The organism is Paenibacillus sp. JNUCC 35, from assembly GCF_058269095.1.
In genome coordinates, this window is sequence record NZ_CM177771.1 from 6,215,343 (window position 1) to 6,233,713 (window position 18,371).

General features: G+C 53.7%; 16 protein-coding genes, 1 tRNA gene and 1 pseudogene. 10 read left to right on the forward strand and 8 right to left on the reverse strand.

Annotated elements, in window-relative coordinates:
• Positions 1-60 precede the first annotated feature (60 nt).
• On the forward strand, positions 61-1,290 hold the full coding sequence (locus AC2TF6_RS28140; RefSeq protein WP_491309420.1) for a phenylacetate--CoA ligase family protein: 1,230 nt from the start codon (positions 61-63) through the stop codon (positions 1,288-1,290).
• A gap of 103 nt (positions 1,291-1,393) precedes the next feature.
• Here the strand turns inward: AC2TF6_RS28140 and AC2TF6_RS28145 are convergent, their stop codons facing one another.
• The 4 genes from AC2TF6_RS28145 to AC2TF6_RS28160 all read right to left on the reverse strand — a co-directional run bounded on the left by AC2TF6_RS28145 (position 1,394) and on the right by AC2TF6_RS28160 (position 7,811).
• Complete coding sequence (locus tag AC2TF6_RS28145; protein WP_491309421.1) at positions 1,394-3,430, reverse strand: sensor domain-containing protein; 2,037 nt, start codon at positions 3,428-3,430, stop codon at positions 1,394-1,396.
• A gap of 316 nt (positions 3,431-3,746) precedes the next feature.
• Positions 3,747-5,735, reverse strand: a complete 1,989-nt coding sequence (locus tag AC2TF6_RS28150) for an FAD-dependent oxidoreductase (RefSeq protein WP_491309422.1) — start codon at positions 5,733-5,735, stop codon at positions 3,747-3,749.
• 235 nt (positions 5,736-5,970) lie between these two features.
• On the reverse strand, positions 5,971-7,518 hold the full coding sequence (locus tag AC2TF6_RS28155; RefSeq protein ID WP_491309423.1) for a CAP domain-containing protein: 1,548 nt from the start codon (positions 7,516-7,518) through the stop codon (positions 5,971-5,973).
• Positions 7,519-7,734: 216 nt separating this feature from the next.
• Positions 7,735-7,811, reverse strand: a tRNA-Pro gene (locus tag AC2TF6_RS28160).
• 279 nt (positions 7,812-8,090) lie between these two features.
• Here AC2TF6_RS28160 and AC2TF6_RS28165 point away from each other — a divergent pair.
• The 9 genes and pseudogenes from AC2TF6_RS28165 to AC2TF6_RS28205 all read left to right on the forward strand — a co-directional run.
• Positions 8,091-8,867 (forward strand): annotated as a pseudogene (locus AC2TF6_RS28165) (ATP-binding cassette domain-containing protein); the annotation flags it as partial.
• Positions 8,860-11,070, forward strand: coding sequence for an ABC transporter permease (locus AC2TF6_RS28170; protein ID WP_491309424.1), 2,211 nt, complete (start codon positions 8,860-8,862; stop codon positions 11,068-11,070). The pseudogene AC2TF6_RS28165 and the gene AC2TF6_RS28170, both read left to right, overlap by 8 nt.
• A gap of 35 nt (positions 11,071-11,105) precedes the next feature.
• Complete coding sequence (locus AC2TF6_RS28175) at positions 11,106-11,783, forward strand: hypothetical protein (protein WP_491309425.1); 678 nt, start codon at positions 11,106-11,108, stop codon at positions 11,781-11,783.
• A 43-nt stretch (positions 11,784-11,826) separates the two neighbouring features.
• Positions 11,827-12,444 carry an RNA polymerase sigma factor gene (locus tag AC2TF6_RS28180; RefSeq protein ID WP_218231373.1) on the forward strand — a complete coding sequence of 206 codons (618 nt, stop codon included), beginning with the start codon at positions 11,827-11,829 and terminating at the stop codon, positions 12,442-12,444.
• On the forward strand, positions 12,437-13,273 hold the full coding sequence (locus tag AC2TF6_RS28185; RefSeq protein ID WP_491309426.1) for a hypothetical protein: 837 nt from the start codon (positions 12,437-12,439) through the stop codon (positions 13,271-13,273). The genes AC2TF6_RS28180 and AC2TF6_RS28185 overlap by 8 nt, the downstream gene beginning before the upstream one ends.
• Positions 13,270-14,112, forward strand: a complete 843-nt coding sequence (locus AC2TF6_RS28190; protein WP_491309427.1) for an ATP-binding cassette domain-containing protein — start codon at positions 13,270-13,272, stop codon at positions 14,110-14,112. Before AC2TF6_RS28185 ends, AC2TF6_RS28190 begins: the two co-directional genes overlap by 4 nt.
• Positions 14,113-14,282: 170 nt before the next feature.
• Entirely contained in the window at positions 14,283-14,807 is a 525-nt protein-coding gene (locus AC2TF6_RS28195) for an RNA polymerase sigma factor (protein WP_009676999.1), read from the forward strand.
• Positions 14,804-15,352 (forward strand): hypothetical protein, encoded by a 549-nt coding sequence (locus tag AC2TF6_RS28200; RefSeq protein ID WP_491309428.1) that lies wholly within the window; start codon positions 14,804-14,806, stop codon positions 15,350-15,352. Before AC2TF6_RS28195 ends, AC2TF6_RS28200 begins: the two co-directional genes overlap by 4 nt.
• Positions 15,342-16,478 carry a hypothetical protein gene (locus AC2TF6_RS28205; protein ID WP_491309429.1) on the forward strand — a complete coding sequence of 379 codons (1,137 nt, stop codon included), beginning with the start codon at positions 15,342-15,344 and terminating at the stop codon, positions 16,476-16,478. The genes AC2TF6_RS28200 and AC2TF6_RS28205 overlap by 11 nt, the downstream gene beginning before the upstream one ends.
• Before the next feature lie 98 nt (positions 16,479-16,576).
• Here the strand turns inward: AC2TF6_RS28205 and AC2TF6_RS28210 are convergent, their stop codons facing one another.
• The 4 genes from AC2TF6_RS28210 to AC2TF6_RS28225 form a co-directional block, all read right to left on the reverse strand.
• Complete coding sequence (locus tag AC2TF6_RS28210) at positions 16,577-17,158, reverse strand: thioredoxin family protein (protein ID WP_042233967.1); 582 nt, start codon at positions 17,156-17,158, stop codon at positions 16,577-16,579.
• A 383-nt stretch (positions 17,159-17,541) separates the two neighbouring features.
• On the reverse strand, positions 17,542-17,691 hold the full coding sequence (locus AC2TF6_RS28215) for a small acid-soluble spore protein P (protein ID WP_491309430.1): 150 nt from the start codon (positions 17,689-17,691) through the stop codon (positions 17,542-17,544).
• Positions 17,692-17,732: 41 nt separating this feature from the next.
• Positions 17,733-17,879 carry a hypothetical protein gene (locus AC2TF6_RS28220; RefSeq protein ID WP_016423741.1) on the reverse strand — a complete coding sequence of 49 codons (147 nt, stop codon included), beginning with the start codon at positions 17,877-17,879 and terminating at the stop codon, positions 17,733-17,735.
• Positions 17,880-17,910: 31 nt separating this feature from the next.
• Positions 17,911-18,261, reverse strand: a complete 351-nt coding sequence (locus tag AC2TF6_RS28225; RefSeq protein WP_009677036.1) for a hypothetical protein — start codon at positions 18,259-18,261, stop codon at positions 17,911-17,913.
• Between the last annotated feature and the right edge of the window lie 110 nt (positions 18,262-18,371).

The following is an 18,371-nucleotide window of genomic DNA, read 5'->3' on the forward strand; positions in this document are numbered from 1 at the left end:
TCTCTAATACCAGATTCTTTTCGATCTGCAAGCCCATACCCATTTAAGGGGGAACAGCCTGTGTCCGTGAAATTTACCGCCCTTATGGAGCGATTGGAACAATCACCTTTCTATAGAAAACACCTTTCGGCAGAGGAGCGGGAAATAAGAGATATTTCCCGCATCGGTGAGCTGCCGCTTACGACCAAAGACCACCTCCGTGAAGCGGGTCCCTGGAATCTGCTGGCGGTGCCGCCGGAGGAAGTCTGCCAGTACTTCGAAACGTTCGGAACGACCGGCCTGCCCGCTTCGGCTTGGTACACAGTCCGGGATCTGGAGGCGGGAGGCCGTCAGATCGGCGATTCCGGCCTGCGCCTTAGGCCCGGGGACCGGCTGCTTAACCGGTTCCCTTACGCGCTGTCCCTGCCGGCTCACTTGGTTCAGCAGGCCGCGCGGCAGGCAGGCGCATGCGTGCTTCCGGCCAGCAGCCGGAATACGATGACGCCATATCCGCGCATCATTGAACTGCTGCGCAAGTTGAATGTAACGGTGATGACGGGCCTTCCCCGCGAGATGGAAATACTGGCGGAAACCGCACGGCTGCACGATCTCGGCTGCCGGGAAGATTTCCCCCACCTCCGGGCCATCGGCGTCGCGGGAGAACTTCTGGCCGAGTCGCGCCGGAAGAAGATTGAAGAGCTTTGGGGCGTGCCGGTTTACAACTTGTACGGCTCTACGGAGACGGCCAACATAGCCGCGATGTGCGAGCACGGCATCCTGCATGTGGCCGAAGACGATTTCTTCGTGGAAGTGCTGCAAGAAGACCTGTCAGCGGCGGTTGAGCCCGGCGGGGGCAAAGGTCTTGCCGTGATCACAACGCTGACCCACGAGGGATCCCCCCTTCTCCGTTATTTGAACGGGGACGTGATCTCCCTCGAAGAAGTCAACTGTCCGTGCGGGAGAAGCGGGCGCAGGCTGACCCATTACGGACGGCAGCTGGACAGGCTGGAGGTTGCCGGCCGGATCTTGGAACCGGCGGACATTCACGACGCCGTGTATTCGCTGCCGGATCTGCCGGATGCCTGGAAAGTAACGCCCGCGCAGGACGGGCTTCACTTTACGTTCGAATGGCAGGGCAAAGACGCCGGAGTGCTGACGCGTTTTGCGTCCATTCTCGCCGAACAGCTTCAGCTTCCGGTTGTTGTGGAACCAGGCGAGCCCGGAGCCCTGTTCGACCGCCGCCTGCTTGTTGAGCGCCAGGTCAGCACCAAGCCGCTTTACATCGTAAAGCCGGCAGAGGTTATGCTTTAAACCGTCGTAACGTTCGGCGTTTATCCCGATAGGATCGAATACAGCAAAATCCCCCGCGCCTTACTTGGCCGGGGGATTTTATTGATCTGTCAGCGAAAACCCTTCAGACTTGAACGAAGGGCTGTTTCCTGCTTAAAAGCTCTCCAGCCTTCTCGCTGGGTAACGGAGGACTGATGAAAAAGCCTTGTCCGATCGTGCATTGATGCTCCTGGAGGAAATGAATCTGCCTCTCATGTTCGATGCCTTCTCCGATAAGCTGGAATTTTAAATGCCGGCCCATATCGATGATGGTTCGGACAATAGCTTCCGTGTTGGCATTGAACGTGATTTCTTCTATGAAGGTGCGGTCGATTTTAATATGGTCGATAGGCAGTTTATCCAATAAGAAGAGGGAGGAATAGCCGGTTCCGAAATCATCGATCGAAAGCTTGACTCCAATCTTCTTCAATGCGGTCAAAATCACGAGAGACTGATCCAGATTCTGCATGATGCTTTCGGTAATTTCAAGCTCCAGATGAGCCGGGTTCATGTCGAATTCTTCTAGGACGCTTTGGATGGTTGAGACGAGCTGTTTATCCTGGAATTGTCTTACGGAGATATTGACGGCCAACCGGATTTCCGGCAGCCCCGCTTCCCTCCACTGTTTGTACTGGTGACAGGCTGTGTGAAGCACCCATTTGCCGATAGGCACGATAAGCCCCGTTTCCTCGGCGATCGGAATGAACTCCCCTGGCGTGACAACCCCGAGTTCCGGGTCCATCCAGCGAATCAGGGCTTCCATTCCTACGATCTCTCCGCTGGCCAGATTAATTTGCGGCTGGTAGTGAAGGGTAAACAGCTGCTTCTCCAGGGCTCTGCGCAGCCCGTTCTCCAGCTTAAGCTTCCGGGCGAGCCGGTTGTTGTGTACCCGGTAAAACTGGTAATTGTTTTTCCCGTTTTCTTTGGACAGATACATGGCCATGTCCGCATGTTTGATCAGTACATCACGGTCCATACCGTCCTGCGGGTAAATACTGATGCCGATGCTTGTCGTCGTATAAACCTCGTGCCCGTGGAGCTGGAACGGCTGCTTGAACTGATCCAGCACCGTCTGGGCCTGAACACGGACGCCGTCTTCCGTCACCCCTTCAAGCAAAATAACGAATTCGTCCCCGCTGTGCCTGAATACGGTATCGGACGGACCGAGACACGCCTGCAGCCGTTCGGCAACCTGTCTCAGCAGAAGATCGCCGTATATATGACCGACGGTATCGTTAATATTTTTGAACCGGTCCAGGTCCAGAAAAAGCACCGCCAATTGCGATCCCGTCTGCCCTGCTCTCTCAATTGCCATATATAGACACTCGTTGAGATAGCTGCGGTTAGGCAGCCCCGTTAAGGTGTCATGGTAAGCCATATGATTAATCTTTTCCTCGGCCTTTTTGCGTTCCGTGATGTCCTTGCCGATACTCATGCACGCGGGTTTGCCCCCGTAATTAGTTGCAACGAGTACCAGTTCGCAGCTCCTTACCTGACCGTCCAGACGGACATACCTTTGCTCCATGCGGGCGGAAGCCCCTTTTTCCAAAACTTCGTTCACATGCTCCAAGGCATTCTTGCGGGATTCCGGATGGAGAAACCTCAGGGCCGACCGCCCTAAAAGTTTGTTCACGTCTTCCGCACCCAGTGATTGGACGGCAGCCGGATTGGCATAAACGAGCTTGCCCTTCTGCTGGACCACAATCGGCTCCGGGCATATTTCGATCAAACTCCGGTAACGGTTCTCACTTTCTTTAAGCCGGTCGCGTTCTATGATCATTTGCCTGAAGAAATAGCTTAATGCGGCATAAACGACCGTATTAAACACGACACCGACCAGATTGGCCCGGAGATAGTCGAACTGGACCGTGCTTGAATAGGTGAGCAGAAAAAGCAGAAAGCCCGCTCCGACAATCGTCGGCACCCACAATCCAGGAAGTAGGAAAGCATACAACAGCAGAAGAGTATACATGATGGAAGGAAGTTTGAAATAGTCGATGTTGTGAAGCAGAGTAAACAAGGTAATATAGGCTATCGAAGCGAGGATATGTTGCAGCACAACTGATTTTCTCAGGAATACGGCGGATAGAACGGTCGTCAGGAATACAAACACTTTAATCATGTGGTCCTGTCCGACCGAGAACAAGTTGTTCACGATAGTGAGTACAAGAAGCGTTAATAAATAAGCCTTGCCATTTCGGATAATGTGCCGATATACGGGACTAGACCTCAGCTGCCTCATTCAAGTGCTCACTTTCTTATGGAATTATAACCTTCATACATTTACCATTTATTATCATTATAGCAGATATCTACTAGCCTAAAGGGATACATTTCTCTTGTTTTAGTATAAATTTATTTTTGTAAAAGAAATAAAACCGGCCGCACATGACGACCGGTTCCGAATAAGACTCATTTCGTTTTCGCTGCACTTTCTACTACCGGTAAACAACCCCGGCTTGAGCTTTAAGCACATCGCGCAGCAGCATATAAGCTTCTCCGTTGGTCAGCTTCGATTTGTTCTCGATCGCTTCGAAAGTCGCCGGTTCGACCAGCTTCTGTTCCAGCACATAAGCGGCCGACTCGCTCCGTCTTACTTTAGCTCCCACCGCCTGGGATATGGTCCAGGCCGCCTGATCCCACGTCAATGCAATGTCGCCGGGTTTGGTCAATCCCTTGACCGCCGCATCCGCGCTGCCGCTTACGGCTTTGGGGTAGGTCCGGCCAAGCACCGTCTTCATCGTGTTAAAATGGTTGGCAAACCGCCGCGGGTTGGACGGCTCGTCCAGCTGAAACTCGTTCTTCTCGCCTCCCGCAGCGATACCGAGACTTACGGCAGCTTTCAAGCCTTCGTAAGCTTTATGTTTGGTATACGGCGGCGCAGCGAATTTGTAAGGCTCCAGGCGCACGCCCTGCTTCACCAGGGCTTCCTGCAGCTCGGTAACCAGAGGCTTCGACAAGGACAGTTCCCGGAAGCTGACCTTGTTTTTGGCCGCCACCGCGGCCGCGGCACCTGCCGCTTGGCCCGACGCCATCCCGATCGGGACGGTCCGTGCAGATCCGTGGGGCAGCGAATCAAAGCTCGCCGAACGTCCGACCACCAGCAGCCCGTTTATTTTCTGCGGGACCAAAGCCCGGAACGGGACGGCGTACTGACTCGGCTTCAAAACGATATCCCCGCGATACTTGGCGTCCGTACTCTGGATATCGAGGTTGTAGGAGCCGTAGGCTATCTTGTCCCACTGATCGCGGTTATCGAGCGCGTCTACCATAGTAAGCCGGTATTCACCGATCATATGGCGCGTTTCCCGGACATACAGCTCGGGAGCCGAGCCGTCCAGTTTGAGCGGCGCAAGTTCCGGGAATTCTTTCTTCATATAATCCAGCACATGCGGGAGCTCGGCACGGCCGATTTCCATTCCTTCCTTCACAGAAGCGGGATCTAACGGATTAACTCCGAAGATCTGCAGCGCATTGATCAAAATCGATCCGTCGTTCTGGCGGCCGATGTTCAAGCCGCGCATGCGAACCCGCTCGGGATTCGTCGATTTGTAATCCCACATGGCCGAGTATCCCCAGCCGCTCATGGCATCGGCGCCCATGCCTCTGAGCAGATGCGGATCGTTCTCGCCGTTCTTTTTCATCTGCTGCCAGATTTCTTCGGTCATTCCTTTTAAACGGAATACTAGCGTGACGGCCATGAGCGATTTGTCATCCCCAAGATCCTGACGCCCGATTGTAAAAGGCACACCGGCGGCCGCAGCCACGTCTCCGTCTTGTGTGGCGTCAATGACGGCCCGGGCGCTCACTTTGTGTTCTCTGCCGTCCGCCGTCGTGATATTCAATCCCGTTACGGTCTGCGATCCGTTCACCATCGGCGTAAAGCTCTTGGCATGCATCAGCAGGTCGATTTTCTTCTCCTTCCGCACCAGGTCGTAGAACGTGTTGGCTGCGGTTGTCACGTCAAACGAAGTCCCTTCAATCCCCTTGCGCCATTCCAGGAAAATTCCCTCATTCAGAAACTTGCCGGCGTCGGACTTCCCTTCTTCGTTAGGCGCGAAGCTGTTGTCCAGGCTGTTAAGCCAGCCCTCGGTGAATAAGCCGCCCAGCACATCCCGGTCGCGGTTCTCCACGAGAAGCGTCTTCTGCCCGTTGCGGGCCGCCGATACGGCCGCGGCGATGCCTTCCGGGTCCGTACCCGCGACGATCACGTCGTATTCGGACTCGGGCGCTTTAATCGAGGCCACTTTCTTGACGGATTGGGACTGACCGGGCTTGACCGTATCCGTTCCTTTCCAGGCCGACCAGGCCCACCAGCTTAAACTGATCAGCAGCAGAAAAGAAAAAGCGCTTATTAATCCCATTCCCTTACGGGGATAAGTACGTGATTGACTCTCTTTTTTTCTCGAATCCGTCGTTTGCGTCATCTTCAACCTCATCCTTCTGCGAAATAGGTTCCCCTCTATCCCCTGGTGAATAAGCCGTCGATAAATCTCTTATTTAGACGAAGCTTGGCGGGGATAGGTTTCATTCTGACTGTCCGCAAGCGAACCCACGGGGAGACAGCCCGCCCGTTCCGTTCCTTAACCGAAAAAAAAGGGTTCCTTCTCAGGAACCCGTCGCTCCACGGGTTTTCCCGCAGGAGATGAGATGCACATTACGTTATCTCGGTGTATAAAAGTTTTGTGTGTAATATACGTTCATGGAGCCGCCGAAGTAAACTCCGACGCCCAAGCGGGTGGTATCGCCCATTATGTTTTTGCGGTGTCCGGAGGAATTCATCCAGCCGTTCACCAATTCAATCGGTCCCGAGTAACCGGCCGCGATGTTCTCCGCCGCACTCCGGAACTTCAGCCCGTCCTTCTCCATCCGGTCGAAGGGAGAGAGTCCCTGCTTGTTTGTATGATCGAAATATCCGTTCACGGCCATATCTTCGCTGTGCTTGCGGGCCGTCGAGGCAATGGGCTCGTCCCATTCGAACGGCGCCTTGCCGTGACGGACGCGAATGGCATTCGTCAGATCGAACGTCTGCTTCTCGTAGGCGATCCGCTGATCCGCACTGCGCGAGGCTAAGGTGCCGGAGCTGCTTTTTGCGGCGGACATGGACGTATCCTGGACGAGCATGCCGATCAGTTTCCCGCTATCGTTTGCATCGAAGTAGAAACTGACGTTCACCCCGCCCGATTCGAACGAAACCGCACCCTTGCCCGAGTCGCTGACAGCCTTGGCGCCCGCCATTTTCTGGCGGACCGCCTCCTCGTTCATAGCCGGCGTGACTCCGTTCGCTTCCGTCCAATTACCTGTGACCGTATACAGCGCGGCGACTTGGCCGTTCTTGATTCCCGCCTGCAGGTAGTGCTTGTAGTCCGTGGTGTTGTAAATGTACCAGGTCAGCCCGCTGCCTCCCGTATCTTTGCGGGCGGGTTGGCCCAGCCGCTTGGTCAGGTCCGCTTCCGTATCGCCTACGGCCGCACCCTCAATCACAAAATGCCGGGCTTCCAGGCTTTCCGTCTTAGGGCTGCCGTTACTACCCGAATTGTCCAGCACGGCGACCGTTCCACCGGGTGCGGCCCCGCCGGCGCTGCCGGAATTATTCGGGATTTCCGAATAAGCGACAGCGACGAGATCGCTCTGTACGCCGAGCAGATTTTGCAGGAACTTCAGCGCTTCCGCGCGGGTTAAAGCGTCATCGGGGCGGAATCCGTTCTCGCTCCCGTCCGTTTTGCCTTGAGACAAGCCTTGATCCAGCAAACGCTGCACCGCTTCCTTGGTCGAAAGCAGATTGCCCTGCGTAGCCGCAATCAGTCTGGCTGCATCTCCCCGTAAATAAGGGGAGGTTGTATCTTTAAGCACCGGCCAGGAATAAATAGCCGCTTTGGTATAATAGGGATCGAACCATTGGGAGCCTGCCGCCGTTCCGGACCCCACTTTGTTATAGGCGCGCAGCAGCAGTGCCAGAAACTCCGGTTCGGTAACGGCCTTATCCGGCCGGAACGTGCCGTCCGCATAACCGTCCGTCATCTTGTGCTCATACGCCCAGCGGATCGTTTCTTCAGCCCAGTGGCCCTTGGTGTCTTTAAACGCGGATTTATTGGAAGGGGACGTCTGGGACGCCGCAGCGGCCTTATAGCCATTCCCGCCCAGTCCTGAAGCCAGCAGAGCTGCCGTTAAAAAACCGCCGATCAACATTTTGCCTGTTCTAGTTCTCATACCCTCACTCCTTGATCGGAATTATGATGCCGCTCTTCTATTCTAGCGAATCATGGGGGCGGGGTAAATTGATAATTTGATAGATTTTGGCGATTGAAGAAGTTTTTTCTTCGTCAGGCGGGTCGGAACACTCTTTCCCGGCATACTAAAAAGACCACCTGTCGGCGGTCTGGATGTACATGTATTAGAGAATGAGCCAATTCATGGGGGAAATGATGGTCGAGACGACAGGATTTGAACCTGCGACCTCTTGCTCCCGAAGCAAGCGCTCTACCAAGCTGAGCCACGTCTCGATTACTCGGAAATAGATCAATTCGATACTAAATATTATAGCACAGCGGCAAAAGAGTTCAATACTTCTCTTCCGCAAAATGATCCGTAAAAAGCTGGCAATCACCCGGCCGTCCAAACTATTTTACATCTTCTATCGTTGAAAGAGTACATACGCGTAAAGTAAACCTTCACAAAGGAAGATCCTCATGATTGAGATCCGCAATTTATCTAAACAATATAAAAATCACCCGGCTCTCACTGGAATGAACCTGGAGATCGGACAAGAGATGTTCGGCCTGCTCGGGCCGAACGGCGCCGGCAAAACAACGCTCATGCGCATTTTGTCCACTCTGCTTGAGCCTACGGAAGGTACTGTCCGCGTGGGAGGCTTGAACCTGCTTTCGGATGCGGAGCATATCCGCAAAATCACGGGCTACCTCCCCCAGTATTTTCATCTCTACCCGCAGCTCACAGCCTACGAATTTCTGGACTATGTGGCCGTCATGAAAGGCATCAAAAGCGCCCGTGAGCGCAAATCCCAGATCGGCGAGATTCTGCAGCAGGTCAATCTGACCGACAAGGCGCGCGCCAAGATCAAAACCTTCTCCGGCGGCATGAAACAGCGTCTGGGGATTGCGCAGGCTCTCCTCGGGGACCCCAGGGTGCTCATCGTGGATGAGCCCACGGCGGGGCTGGATCCCGAGGAGAGGGTCCGCTTCCGCAATCTCCTGAACCGCTCCAGCCTGAGCCGGACGGTGCTGCTGTCCACGCACATCGTCGCGGATATCGAGAGCAGCTGCAGCCGGGTAGCGGTGCTGCACCGCGGACGCGTCGCCTTCGCGGGAAGTCTCGCCGGCCTGCAGGAGTGCGCCGAGGGTCTGGTCTGGGAAGCGGAGCTCAGCGAGCGGGAATTTGCGGCATATGAGCCGCATGAGGTCGTAACCGCCCGCCGGACCGACCACGGCATGCTCTGCCGCATCGTGTCGGCGACTCCGCCCGCGGGGAATGCCGCAGCCGTGAAGCCCACGCTGGAGGACGGCTACCTCGCGCTGATCGGAGGTGACCGGCGTGCATAGATGGCTGCGCGCTTTTTCGCTGGAACTGCGGCTGCTGCGCAGCAATCCCGTTCTTCTGGTCCTCCCGGTTCTGTTCGGAGCCTGGATGGTCTACTCTCTCGCAGGAATCGCTCCTCCTGTATCGCAGGACCTTTATTTGTACGTGTATGACTTTCATAAAGTGAAGCACACGCTTACTTTGGGTGCGGCCATGCTGCTGGGCATCCTGCTTATTCGCAGGGATACCGCCAAAACGGCCTACGAGTGGACGGCGGGCCTTCCCGTCTCTCCTGCGGTCCTTTTCAGCGTGAAATATGCGGCCGGGCTCTTGTATCTTTCCTTGTTTACGGCGGCCATGGCAGTCGTGTATGTGTACTTTGCCCTTCACTACGGCATCGGCAGGCCTATCATGCTTCGGGAGCTTTCTTTTTTTGCGGTCCAGTACGAATGGTCCTATATGGTTACTCTGGCCCTGGCTATGCTTCTGGCCATCGCCATCCGCAACCGGATCGTGTATCTGATCGGCTTTTGCGCGTGGGTTTTCGGCACGTTTTTTATCGATCAATTCATTATCGAACGTCTCGGCATTCTGGAGCTGCGGGTACTGAAGCCCTTCCATCTCAGCGGGATAACGCTCGATTCCTTCTACGCCAATGAAGCATGGGGTCCGTGGATAAAAAAACGGGAAACTTGGCTTTCCAGATGGTTTGTACTCAGTTTCACCCTGGTCCTGCTTACCGTTTGCGTTACGATTCTGAAATGGGTTCGTCCGAGCGGAACACGCGCCAGATGGGCGGGCGCACTGATTCTTTTTACCGTCTTGTCCGCGGGCTCTTATTACACCTATGTGGGATTCTGGACTCCGCATTTTGCGGCATACCGGGAACAACTTCGGAATGCACCGACAGAATCGGTCTATAATCAGCGCACGATTACTCAGTTTACCGTCTCTTCTTACAAAATGGAGCTGGCCCCTACTTCTTCGGATGGACTCAAGGCCTCTGTAGAAGTGTCGCTCCGGCCCACGGATTTGCCCCAGGGCGACGTTTCATTTACCCTGCATGATTATTTTCACGTGGAACAATTGCTGCTCGATAATCAGCCTGTATCGTTTACGCGCCGCGGCAATTTGATTTCCGTCGAGAGTCGTCATTTTGACTCCTCCAAAAGCAGCCAGACGCTTACCTTCAACTATGAAAGCAAAGGAATCAACTGGACATACGGACCGCAGCAGGGTGAGCAGATTATTTCTTTCGTCATGGACCCTTATCTTTACCTGCCCAATTCGGCAGCATGGTATCCTTTACCTAACAACGGACCGCTCTACCTTACCGATGAGCGCAAAAAAGGGCTGTTCTACGGCGGACCGCAACCCCTGGCTCAGCCAGCCGATTTCGATGTCACTTTTAAAGGGTTTTCCAACCTCATCTACGGTTCTATTACGGAAAAACAAGGTGCCGCGCGCATCCAGCATTTTGAGCAGCAGGGTGTAAAACATCTGACCTTCATAGCGGGAAACCTTATTCAGTTCAGTGACGCCAAGGGCAGTCTCAAGCTGCAAACAACTCCGGGCAACCGGCTGGAAGCCGACCTTTTCTGGAAAGATATCTTGAGGATGAAAGCTTATTATGAAGCTCTTCTGCAGACAAATCTAGGCGCCGTGCGTAACATCGTGTACCTGTCTTACGGGAATCTGATTTCTCCGGACAGCCGTCAATCGGCGGTTGCGGGAAGCAGTTACTATATCAACGAATCCAGAAATCACAATCTGGACGATTATCAGCGTATTCGGACCACTTATGCTCTCCTGTTCGGAGATGATTCCTACCAGAGCAGTTACGCCGAGGTTTCCAAAGATGCGAACGGTAACACGGATGAGACCGTCAAACCTTCCATTTTCATGGAAATCCGTGCCGCGTTTTTATATCTGTATTACCGGGACGGACTTCAGCTTACGGAGGAGCAAATCAGGAGCGTTCAGTTCTCGGGCCAGTTTCTTCCGAAGGATCGAATGACCGGCGACCGGGGTCTCGGCCAACAGATCAAGAACCATATTCTCCTTCAAGTCCGTGAGGCGTTGGATGCGGGAAAAACGGAAGAAGTGAAAAAAGTGCTGGCCTCTTTTTATAAAAAAGGTCTTAGTGCTCCCGACGCCCCTTTCCGCTATCCGATAGTCACTCTCGATGATTGGAACCGGGAATGGGCAAAGGTATTCGGATCGTGAGCCTTTGGCTGCAGGACCTCAGAGGATTTAAAAGCATGTGGGGCTTGCCTCCGCTTCTTTATGTACTTATGCTCGGATGTGCTATCTGGAGCTCGGATCCGGAGCAGCCGGGCAATGCATTGTTTTACGGGGAGCTTGCCTTCTACCCGCTCGTTGTCATGCTTTGTGCCGCGCTGTTTCATCGGGAGCTCGGAGGGCCTATGGAGATTTACGCGACCTTTCCCCAGTCCCTGACAGGGATGGCGGCCCGTAAAGGACTGATCCTGCTTGCCGTCTGCACAGGCTATCAGGCTGCCTGGTTTACGGCCTACCAAGCGAAATTCGGTGCCGTAACAACGCTGGTGTATTCTTACGGCCCTGCCGGTCAGTCTTCTATGCGTACCTTACACAGCTTTATGCCGCTTCTGCTGCAGATGCTGCCGGCTCTGCTGTTTATCGCTGTTCTTACCATTACAGTTATGCTTACGGTCAAGAAGCTCTACGCCGGACTTTTTGCAGGGCTCGCCCTGTGGATGCTCGATATCCTTTCACACGGGAGCTGGCTTCCTTACTTCACCATTTATACGGTCCATATTCAGGAGCAGGCTAAGGAGATCCCGGATCTTTTTCTTCCGAACCGCCTTGTTCTGCTGTCTGCTGCACTTGTTTTAACCGTAATCTTGAACTATACGGTTCATGACCGCAGCCGCTGGATTGTCTCCGAAGAAGAATAATATAGCCGGCCTCATAAACGTGACCGGAGAAAGGAGAAGACAGATGCTTACGGATGAAGAGCTGGTCCAAGCCATGGCCCGCGGCGATCAGGCCGCTTTTGAGGCCTTTGTGCACCGCTACCACGCGCCGCTTCAGCATTATCTCGAGCGGACCCTGCACGATCCCCGCAAGGCGGAGGATCTGGTCCAGGAAGTATTTGTGCGTCTGCTCAAGCAGCTGCAGCAACAGAAAATCCCCGATCACATCCGACCCTGGATGTACCGGGTAGCCTTAAATCTATGCCGGGATTACTGGAAGAGCCTAGCTTACAGAAACGAGCAGCAATTGACGGCTGAACCGCCCGAGGCTCAGGATACCCAGCCTTCGGTTGTTGAAATTTACGAGCGGCAGGAGGCACGCAAAGAAATTATCGGAGCCCTCCGCTCCCTTCCTGAAGTTCAGAAGGAAATTGTCATTCTTCGTTTCTTTCATGATCTGAAGCTTCAAGAAATTACGGAAGTTCTGCAAATCCCGCTCAGCACGACGAAGACCCACCTTTACAGCGGCCTTCGTAAACTCAAAGCTCTCCTCGGCCCCAAAGCCGGGAGCTTAACCGATACCGGCGGCGGACGGAAAGAAAATCGCGGCAAACCGACCAAGGAGGGGACCCCTTATGTATGAACCTGACGATAAAGAGCTGGACCAACTGGAGAAAGATACGGCTGTCCTGCTGAACGGATACCTGGTTAAAACGCCTGACCGCATAGATACTACGAACCTGCTCGGCAGGCTTCAAAGCCACTTCGATGCCATACGCGAGAACAGTCCGGGTACAACCCGGCCTGAACATTCGGCGGACCTGCGGCCGTCCCTGTGGAAGCTTTGCCGCCACCAGCTTTTTATGTACAACAAGTGGTTCTGGCTGCTTAGCCTGCTGCTCTTTGCCATGCTGCTGCTGCTGAACTCGCCTTACACCATAGCCGACTCCTTACCGGGCCGCTCGTCTTATTCGCTGGCTTTCCCGCTGCTGCTCGTTTGCGGCTTTCTGTACCAGTACCGAAGCTGGAATGAAGGGATGCGCATGATCGAAAGCGTCACGCCTTATCCCCCGGCGCTGCTCATGTTCAGCCGCTTAATCGTTCTGCTCGTTACGAATGCGGTGCTCGGTCTCATCGGCTCTCTCTACACGTTTGCAACCATGAGCTATTCAAGGTCTTGGATGACGCTTCCTTTTCTTTTCGACTGGATTGCTCCGCTTCTGCTCGTCACGGGGTTAACCGCTTATTTTATGATGAAGCGCGGCATGCTCTCCGCCATAATGGCCGCTCTGACAGGCTGGGGGGTAGAACTATTCATGGAGGAGTGGCTTCGCCGGGAACTAACCGGACCGGTCTGGAACTGGGCACTGATTCTTCAGGCGGTGCTTATCGCGGCGGGTGTTCTTTTCCTTCTGTCGGCCTATCGGAAAAGTCTGCGGCTGACAAGCGTGCAGGGATGGCGGTCGGCATGATCCGGCTTAATCAGCTCGTCCGTCTCTACGAGGGCCATATCCGGCTGCATGTAGATCAACTGACGCTAGCTCCCGGCCTGATTCTGCTCGTCGGAAAGAACGGAGCAGGCAAGTCCACGCTGCTCCGCCTGCTGGCTACCGCTGATTTTCCCGACGGAGGGGAAATCAGCTATCTGGAAGGAACCGTCAAGGAGCAGCTTCCCCAGATACGGAGCCGGATCGGTTATGTGCCAACCGATGTGGAGCTTCATGAAGACATGACGCCTATCCGGCTGATGAACTACATGTGTCTCCTTAAAGGAGCCGATCCTCCTCAAGGAGAACAGCTGCTGCGCGAGCTTCATCTGGAGGATGTCAAACGGAAGCGGATCGGGTCGCTTTCCCAGGGAATGAAGCAGCGGCTGGCAATCGGGCAGGCTCTACTCGGCTCTCCCCGTTATCTGCTTCTGGATGAGCCTCTCAACTACCTGGATTCCATCGAGCGCAAAACGGTTATCCGCCTCTTGTACCGGCATGCCCGCGGCAGTATCGTACTTATCGCGGCCCATGAGCTGAACGAGTGGCAGGAAGCCGACCAGCTCCTATGGCTGAACGCCGGCAAGCCGGAATTTTACGGAACGCCGGGAGCCTGGAGGCAAGTTCCTCTCGGTGTTTGGCAGGGGATTCTTCCCCATGCTGATGCCTTTCCCTTCGACGAGGCTTGCGTAATGATCCGCAAGCTGGTTGGAGACCATATCGAATGGCGGGTGTTCAGCCGCGAATGCCCCGCACCGGGGTTTGTCCAAGTCCCGCTGACAACCGAGGACGCGTACTTTATCCGCTCCCGGCGCTTATTGTAAATTTTTTATAAAATTCCGCCCTTGGTTCGACCGGATGGCGGTTTTTTTGTACCTGGAAAAATATTTTTACCGGAAGTGCAGAACTCGAATCAAATCGTTTCGTCTATAGTGATGGAGAGGGGAGGGAGAAAGACATTTTAACGCAGCAAGAGGAACTGCTTGTCCAAGGCATGCTTGCCGGAGATGAGGAAGCCTTTCGTGAGGTTGTCCGGACTTACCGGAATTACGTGTTTCAAATTGTGTTTTCGGTCGTCCGGCATCCCAAAGATGCGGAAGACGTCATGCAGGAAGTCTTTCTCAAGATGTATACCTCCCTCCCCCAAACCGAGGTAAAAGGCTTGAAAGCTTGGATCTCCCGCGTGGCCGTCAACAAAGCGATCGATTACAAACGCAAAGCCTACCGCCAGCGGGAAACAGCGACCGACGGTATGGAAGAAGCAATGCCCCCTCCCTCCCTGAGTGGGTCCGATACCGAAGATCCGCTGTTAAGCAAAGAGCTTCAGGCGCTTGTTATGCGCAAATTGGAGGAGCTTCCCGAAAACTATAGAGATGTCATTATTGCCTTCTACTACGAAGATAAATCGTACCAGCAAATTGCCGACGAGCAGGAAGTCACCGTGCAGACCATCAAATCCAAACTATACCGGGCAAAACAGTGGATTAAGCAGCACTGGAAGGAGGAAGAGTTCGAATGAGTCATAGAAGCCGCGATGAATGGAAGCTTTACATTGCCGGAGAAATTACGGATGATCGTCAGAGAGGCCTTTGGGAGGATCACTTGTATGAATGTGATCTTTGCCTGGAGCTATACACGGAATGCCTGGAATTCTTGTCCCCGACTCTTCCCCTTCCGGATGAGGCCGATACTGAACGCATGATCGATCAAATTCTAGCCCGAAGCGGCAGCCTGCCTGTTGTACAGGAAGCGGCTCCGATGGCTGCACAGAAACAGGAAGAACCCGAAGAAAGCCTTCACCGGACGGAAGCGAAAAAACACCGAAAAGCCCGCTCCCCGAGACGGACGGCCCTGACTCATTACGCTATAGCAGCCGCGGCGACGTTCCTGCTTATGACCACCGGCGTGTTCGGACGCATGACGGACCAGTTCTCCCTGGTCCACACCGAACAGAAGAAACCGCTCGCTACACCGGTGTCTGATAAGCTTATGGAACAGACCTTCGCTTTCTTCGATTCTCTGCATGCCCAGAAACCAAAAGGAGGACATCCCCTTGAACCCTAGATCCAACACAGTCGCGCTGCTGCTCTCGTTTATACCGGGACTCGGGCATTTGTACTTAAAACGCATTTTCAGGGCCTTCCTGTACGGAGCCGGTTTCTTCGGTCCGGTCGCTTTGGCCTTTCTCATTGTTGTGGACGGACACGGCCCTAAAGACTTCGCCGTCCTCCTCCTGCTCTTTGCGGCCGCTTGTTGGGTCGTTAACATGGTCGATATGTTTATCACCCTTGGCAGCACGCCGTCATACCCGCCTCCCGGCTATCATGACTACGGAATCCCGGGCCACGATCTAGGCCGTGGTCACGGTCCAGGTCCTGGCTCCGTTCCGGAATTCAATCCGAACGTCTACGAATGGCAGCGCAGGGAGGAGCGCCGGAAGATTATCCTGGCTTCCTTCATCCCCGGCCTGGGCCACTACATGCTGGGCATGATGTACCGCGGGCTCTCCGCTATGACATTCTTTATCGGGGCAGCGATTGTGATTTTCTTCGGAGCATCGCTCACCCATACCGGAGAATTTCTCTTCTTCCTACTCGCGCTGCCCGTGCTTTGGATCTATATTCTTTTTGATGCCGTCCGGCAGTTGGAAAAGAAACAGGCCGGCATGGAGCTGACGGACCGGACGTTCTTCGACGACTTCAGCGAAAGCCGTCAGGAAGGCAGACGGAGCAAGACGATCGCTACCGTTCTGGCCGTATTTCCCGGCGCCGCCCACTTGTATCTCGGGCTTCAAATGAGAGGGCTTCAAATCATGGCAGGCTTCCTGTTCTCCATTTATATTATGGATGTCCTCCGCCTCTCGCTCTTTTTGTTCCTGATTCCGATCTTCTGGTTTTACAGCTTTTTCGATGCCCTGCAGCTGATTTCCCGGCAAGAATTCGGATATGTCGAAGACAAGCCGATTTTTAAAGGAATCAAACGCCATCAGCGCAAGATCGGCTTTCTCATCATTCTGGTCGGCCTGTACTATCTGACGAATGAAGTACTGCTCGACGTATTACGGAGATATTATCCGGATTGGCACTGGCCGTATTCGATCTCCTCGTACTTTCAAACATTTATCGTCGCCTTGGTTCTAATCGGGGGCGGGTTAACTCTGCTCTTCAATTCCCCGAACCGGAAATCTTAAAAATTCCAACGCCAAGCTCCGCAGAGCATATTGCCCTGCGGATTTTCTTTTTCTTAAATTTAGATAGGAAAAGCGCACCTATCCCCTCGGTTAGCCATTCAAACCAAGTCGCAGGCTTCCTCCGGCATCCAGTGCTTGTCACGACCCTCCCATTTGACATTGCAGCCAATCGGGTTAGTTACAGGGGTAGGAACAGGTTTACCTGCCGAAATCGCTTCTAGGGCCTCCTGGAGGTTGTTTACGGTCATGTTAGCGGTTTCCCTCGGGTTATCGACTCCGCGCCCTGTGTAGACCAGCTTACGTCTGTCGTTAAACACAAAGAAATGAGGTGTACGGAGAGCGCCGTAAGCAAGTGCAACTTCCTGACCCTTGTCGTGAAGATACACCCAGGGGAATTTCTTCTCCTCCATGCGTTCTACCATGTTCTCAAAAGAATCCTCCGGGTTAGTCTGGGAGCTGTTGCTGTTAATCGCAACGAAAGCGACGCCTTGTTCGGTAAATTGCTCCGCCGTGCGCCGCGTGATCTCCTCTGAGCCCAGGACATACGGACAGTGATTGCACGTAAAGAAAACAACCAATGCCTTGGCGTGCCGGAAACTGTCTAATGTGTAAATATTGCCGTCCGTACCCTGTAAACGAAAATCCCTAGCCCCGTCTCCAATTCCTAACGTAAATCCCATGATTCATCCCTCCTTGACTATAAACTATACCTTATCAGTACCTCTTATGACGAAGTTAGAATCGGTTGTTACCAAATTGTAAGAAATTTCATGCATATCAAAATGAAAAAGGAACCCCTAAGGGTTCCTTTCCGTCGGTGATTACTTGGATGATCTTCTACATCTTGCTGTTCACAAACCTTCACAGTGAAACGGCTTTTAGAACACGTCCCGGTGTCTTTGGCACATCTCCTCCAGTTTGGCTTTACAAGCTCGAATGACCTTCAGATGATTGTTCTGCTGACTTTTCCAACGGAACCACACCTCTCTGTGTTCACCGACAATCCTAGTATGTCCCGGTTCTAAATTGCTATGCACTCCGCGCGAAGTTTTTTCGTTTATCGTTATCTTCCTTCTCCGTGATTTTGATGGGAATGATTCCGTTTCTTCGCTTTCTTCGATCCCGACAGAGGCTCATTGGCAGGAGTGTTGTATCTCTCCCGTTCCTCCTGCGTCACGTTGTCCCCCACGGGTAGCGCCTTCGGCTTGGACATTTTTTTCACCCCAAACGGTCCGTTTTCGGAATTTTTCGCTTCTATTCTTCGTGATTCAAAGCATCCTGATGACGGCGGTCATTGGTCTGCTGCTGAATTTGCTGGGCATCATGACTGTTTACAGCCGATTTATTCAAATCTTTGGCCACATTTTGCAGATTCTTATCCCGCGTTCTTTGTCGGGTCATATCAGTCCACCCCCATTTCGGCTACAAGCAGTTACGCATGCGTGAGCTCTTGCAACACTTGAGCACACTCGTGAATATGCCGGACATAATCCTTGACCAGGCCCTGAATAATTTCGCTGGTTTCATCCGCGTGCACGTCATCACGCTCCACATCCACCAGTTCCACCTTCACTTCCCGCGAGTCCACGTAAGTACATTTAAAGTCGAACGTGTAATGCGTCCTGCCCGCGTTCGTGATATGAATCCGGATTGCCTGCGGGTCAGCCTCATCGGGCCATACGCGCGCATGATCGGACTCGGGAAGCGTATTGGGCAGTTCCTCCATCCAAGCTTTGGCGAGTTGATCTCTTTCCACAGACGGCTTTTCCGTCTTGATCATCATCCTACACCACCCCCTACCGTTAACATGCGTCAAGGCGTGGTCCGCTTATTCTTTTCCCGTTGCGACAAAAGCTGGGTGATTTCCGTGCTGCAACCTTCCTTCAAAGCAAC

What these genes read in the sequence shown, in the direction of transcription:
- AC2TF6_RS28145 (WP_491309421.1), bottom strand. Translation starts at nt 3,430, where the DNA reads ATGATTAAAGTGTTTGTATTCCTGACGACCGTTCTATCCGCCGTATTC.
- AC2TF6_RS28150 (WP_491309422.1), bottom strand. Translation starts at nt 5,735, where the DNA reads ATGACGCAAACGACGGATTCGAGAAAAAAAGAGAGTCAATCACGTACT.
- AC2TF6_RS28155 (WP_491309423.1), bottom strand. Translation starts at nt 7,518, where the DNA reads ATGAGAACTAGAACAGGCAAAATGTTGATCGGCGGTTTTTTAACGGCA.
- AC2TF6_RS28175 (WP_491309425.1), top strand. Translation starts at nt 11,106, where the DNA reads ATGTGGGGCTTGCCTCCGCTTCTTTATGTACTTATGCTCGGATGTGCT.
- AC2TF6_RS28180 (WP_218231373.1), top strand. Translation starts at nt 11,827, where the DNA reads ATGCTTACGGATGAAGAGCTGGTCCAAGCCATGGCCCGCGGCGATCAG.
- AC2TF6_RS28185 (WP_491309426.1), top strand. Translation starts at nt 12,437, where the DNA reads ATGTATGAACCTGACGATAAAGAGCTGGACCAACTGGAGAAAGATACG.
- AC2TF6_RS28190 (WP_491309427.1), top strand. Translation starts at nt 13,270, where the DNA reads ATGATCCGGCTTAATCAGCTCGTCCGTCTCTACGAGGGCCATATCCGG.
- AC2TF6_RS28195 (WP_009676999.1), top strand. Translation starts at nt 14,283, where the DNA reads ATGCTTGCCGGAGATGAGGAAGCCTTTCGTGAGGTTGTCCGGACTTAC.
- AC2TF6_RS28200 (WP_491309428.1), top strand. Translation starts at nt 14,804, where the DNA reads ATGAGTCATAGAAGCCGCGATGAATGGAAGCTTTACATTGCCGGAGAA.
- AC2TF6_RS28210 (WP_042233967.1), bottom strand. Translation starts at nt 17,158, where the DNA reads ATGGGATTTACGTTAGGAATTGGAGACGGGGCTAGGGATTTTCGTTTA.
- AC2TF6_RS28215 (WP_491309430.1), bottom strand. Translation starts at nt 17,691, where the DNA reads ATGTCCAAGCCGAAGGCGCTACCCGTGGGGGACAACGTGACGCAGGAG.
- AC2TF6_RS28220 (WP_016423741.1), bottom strand. Translation starts at nt 17,879, where the DNA reads ATGACCCGACAAAGAACGCGGGATAAGAATCTGCAAAATGTGGCCAAA.
- AC2TF6_RS28225 (WP_009677036.1), bottom strand. Translation starts at nt 18,261, where the DNA reads ATGATGATCAAGACGGAAAAGCCGTCTGTGGAAAGAGATCAACTCGCC.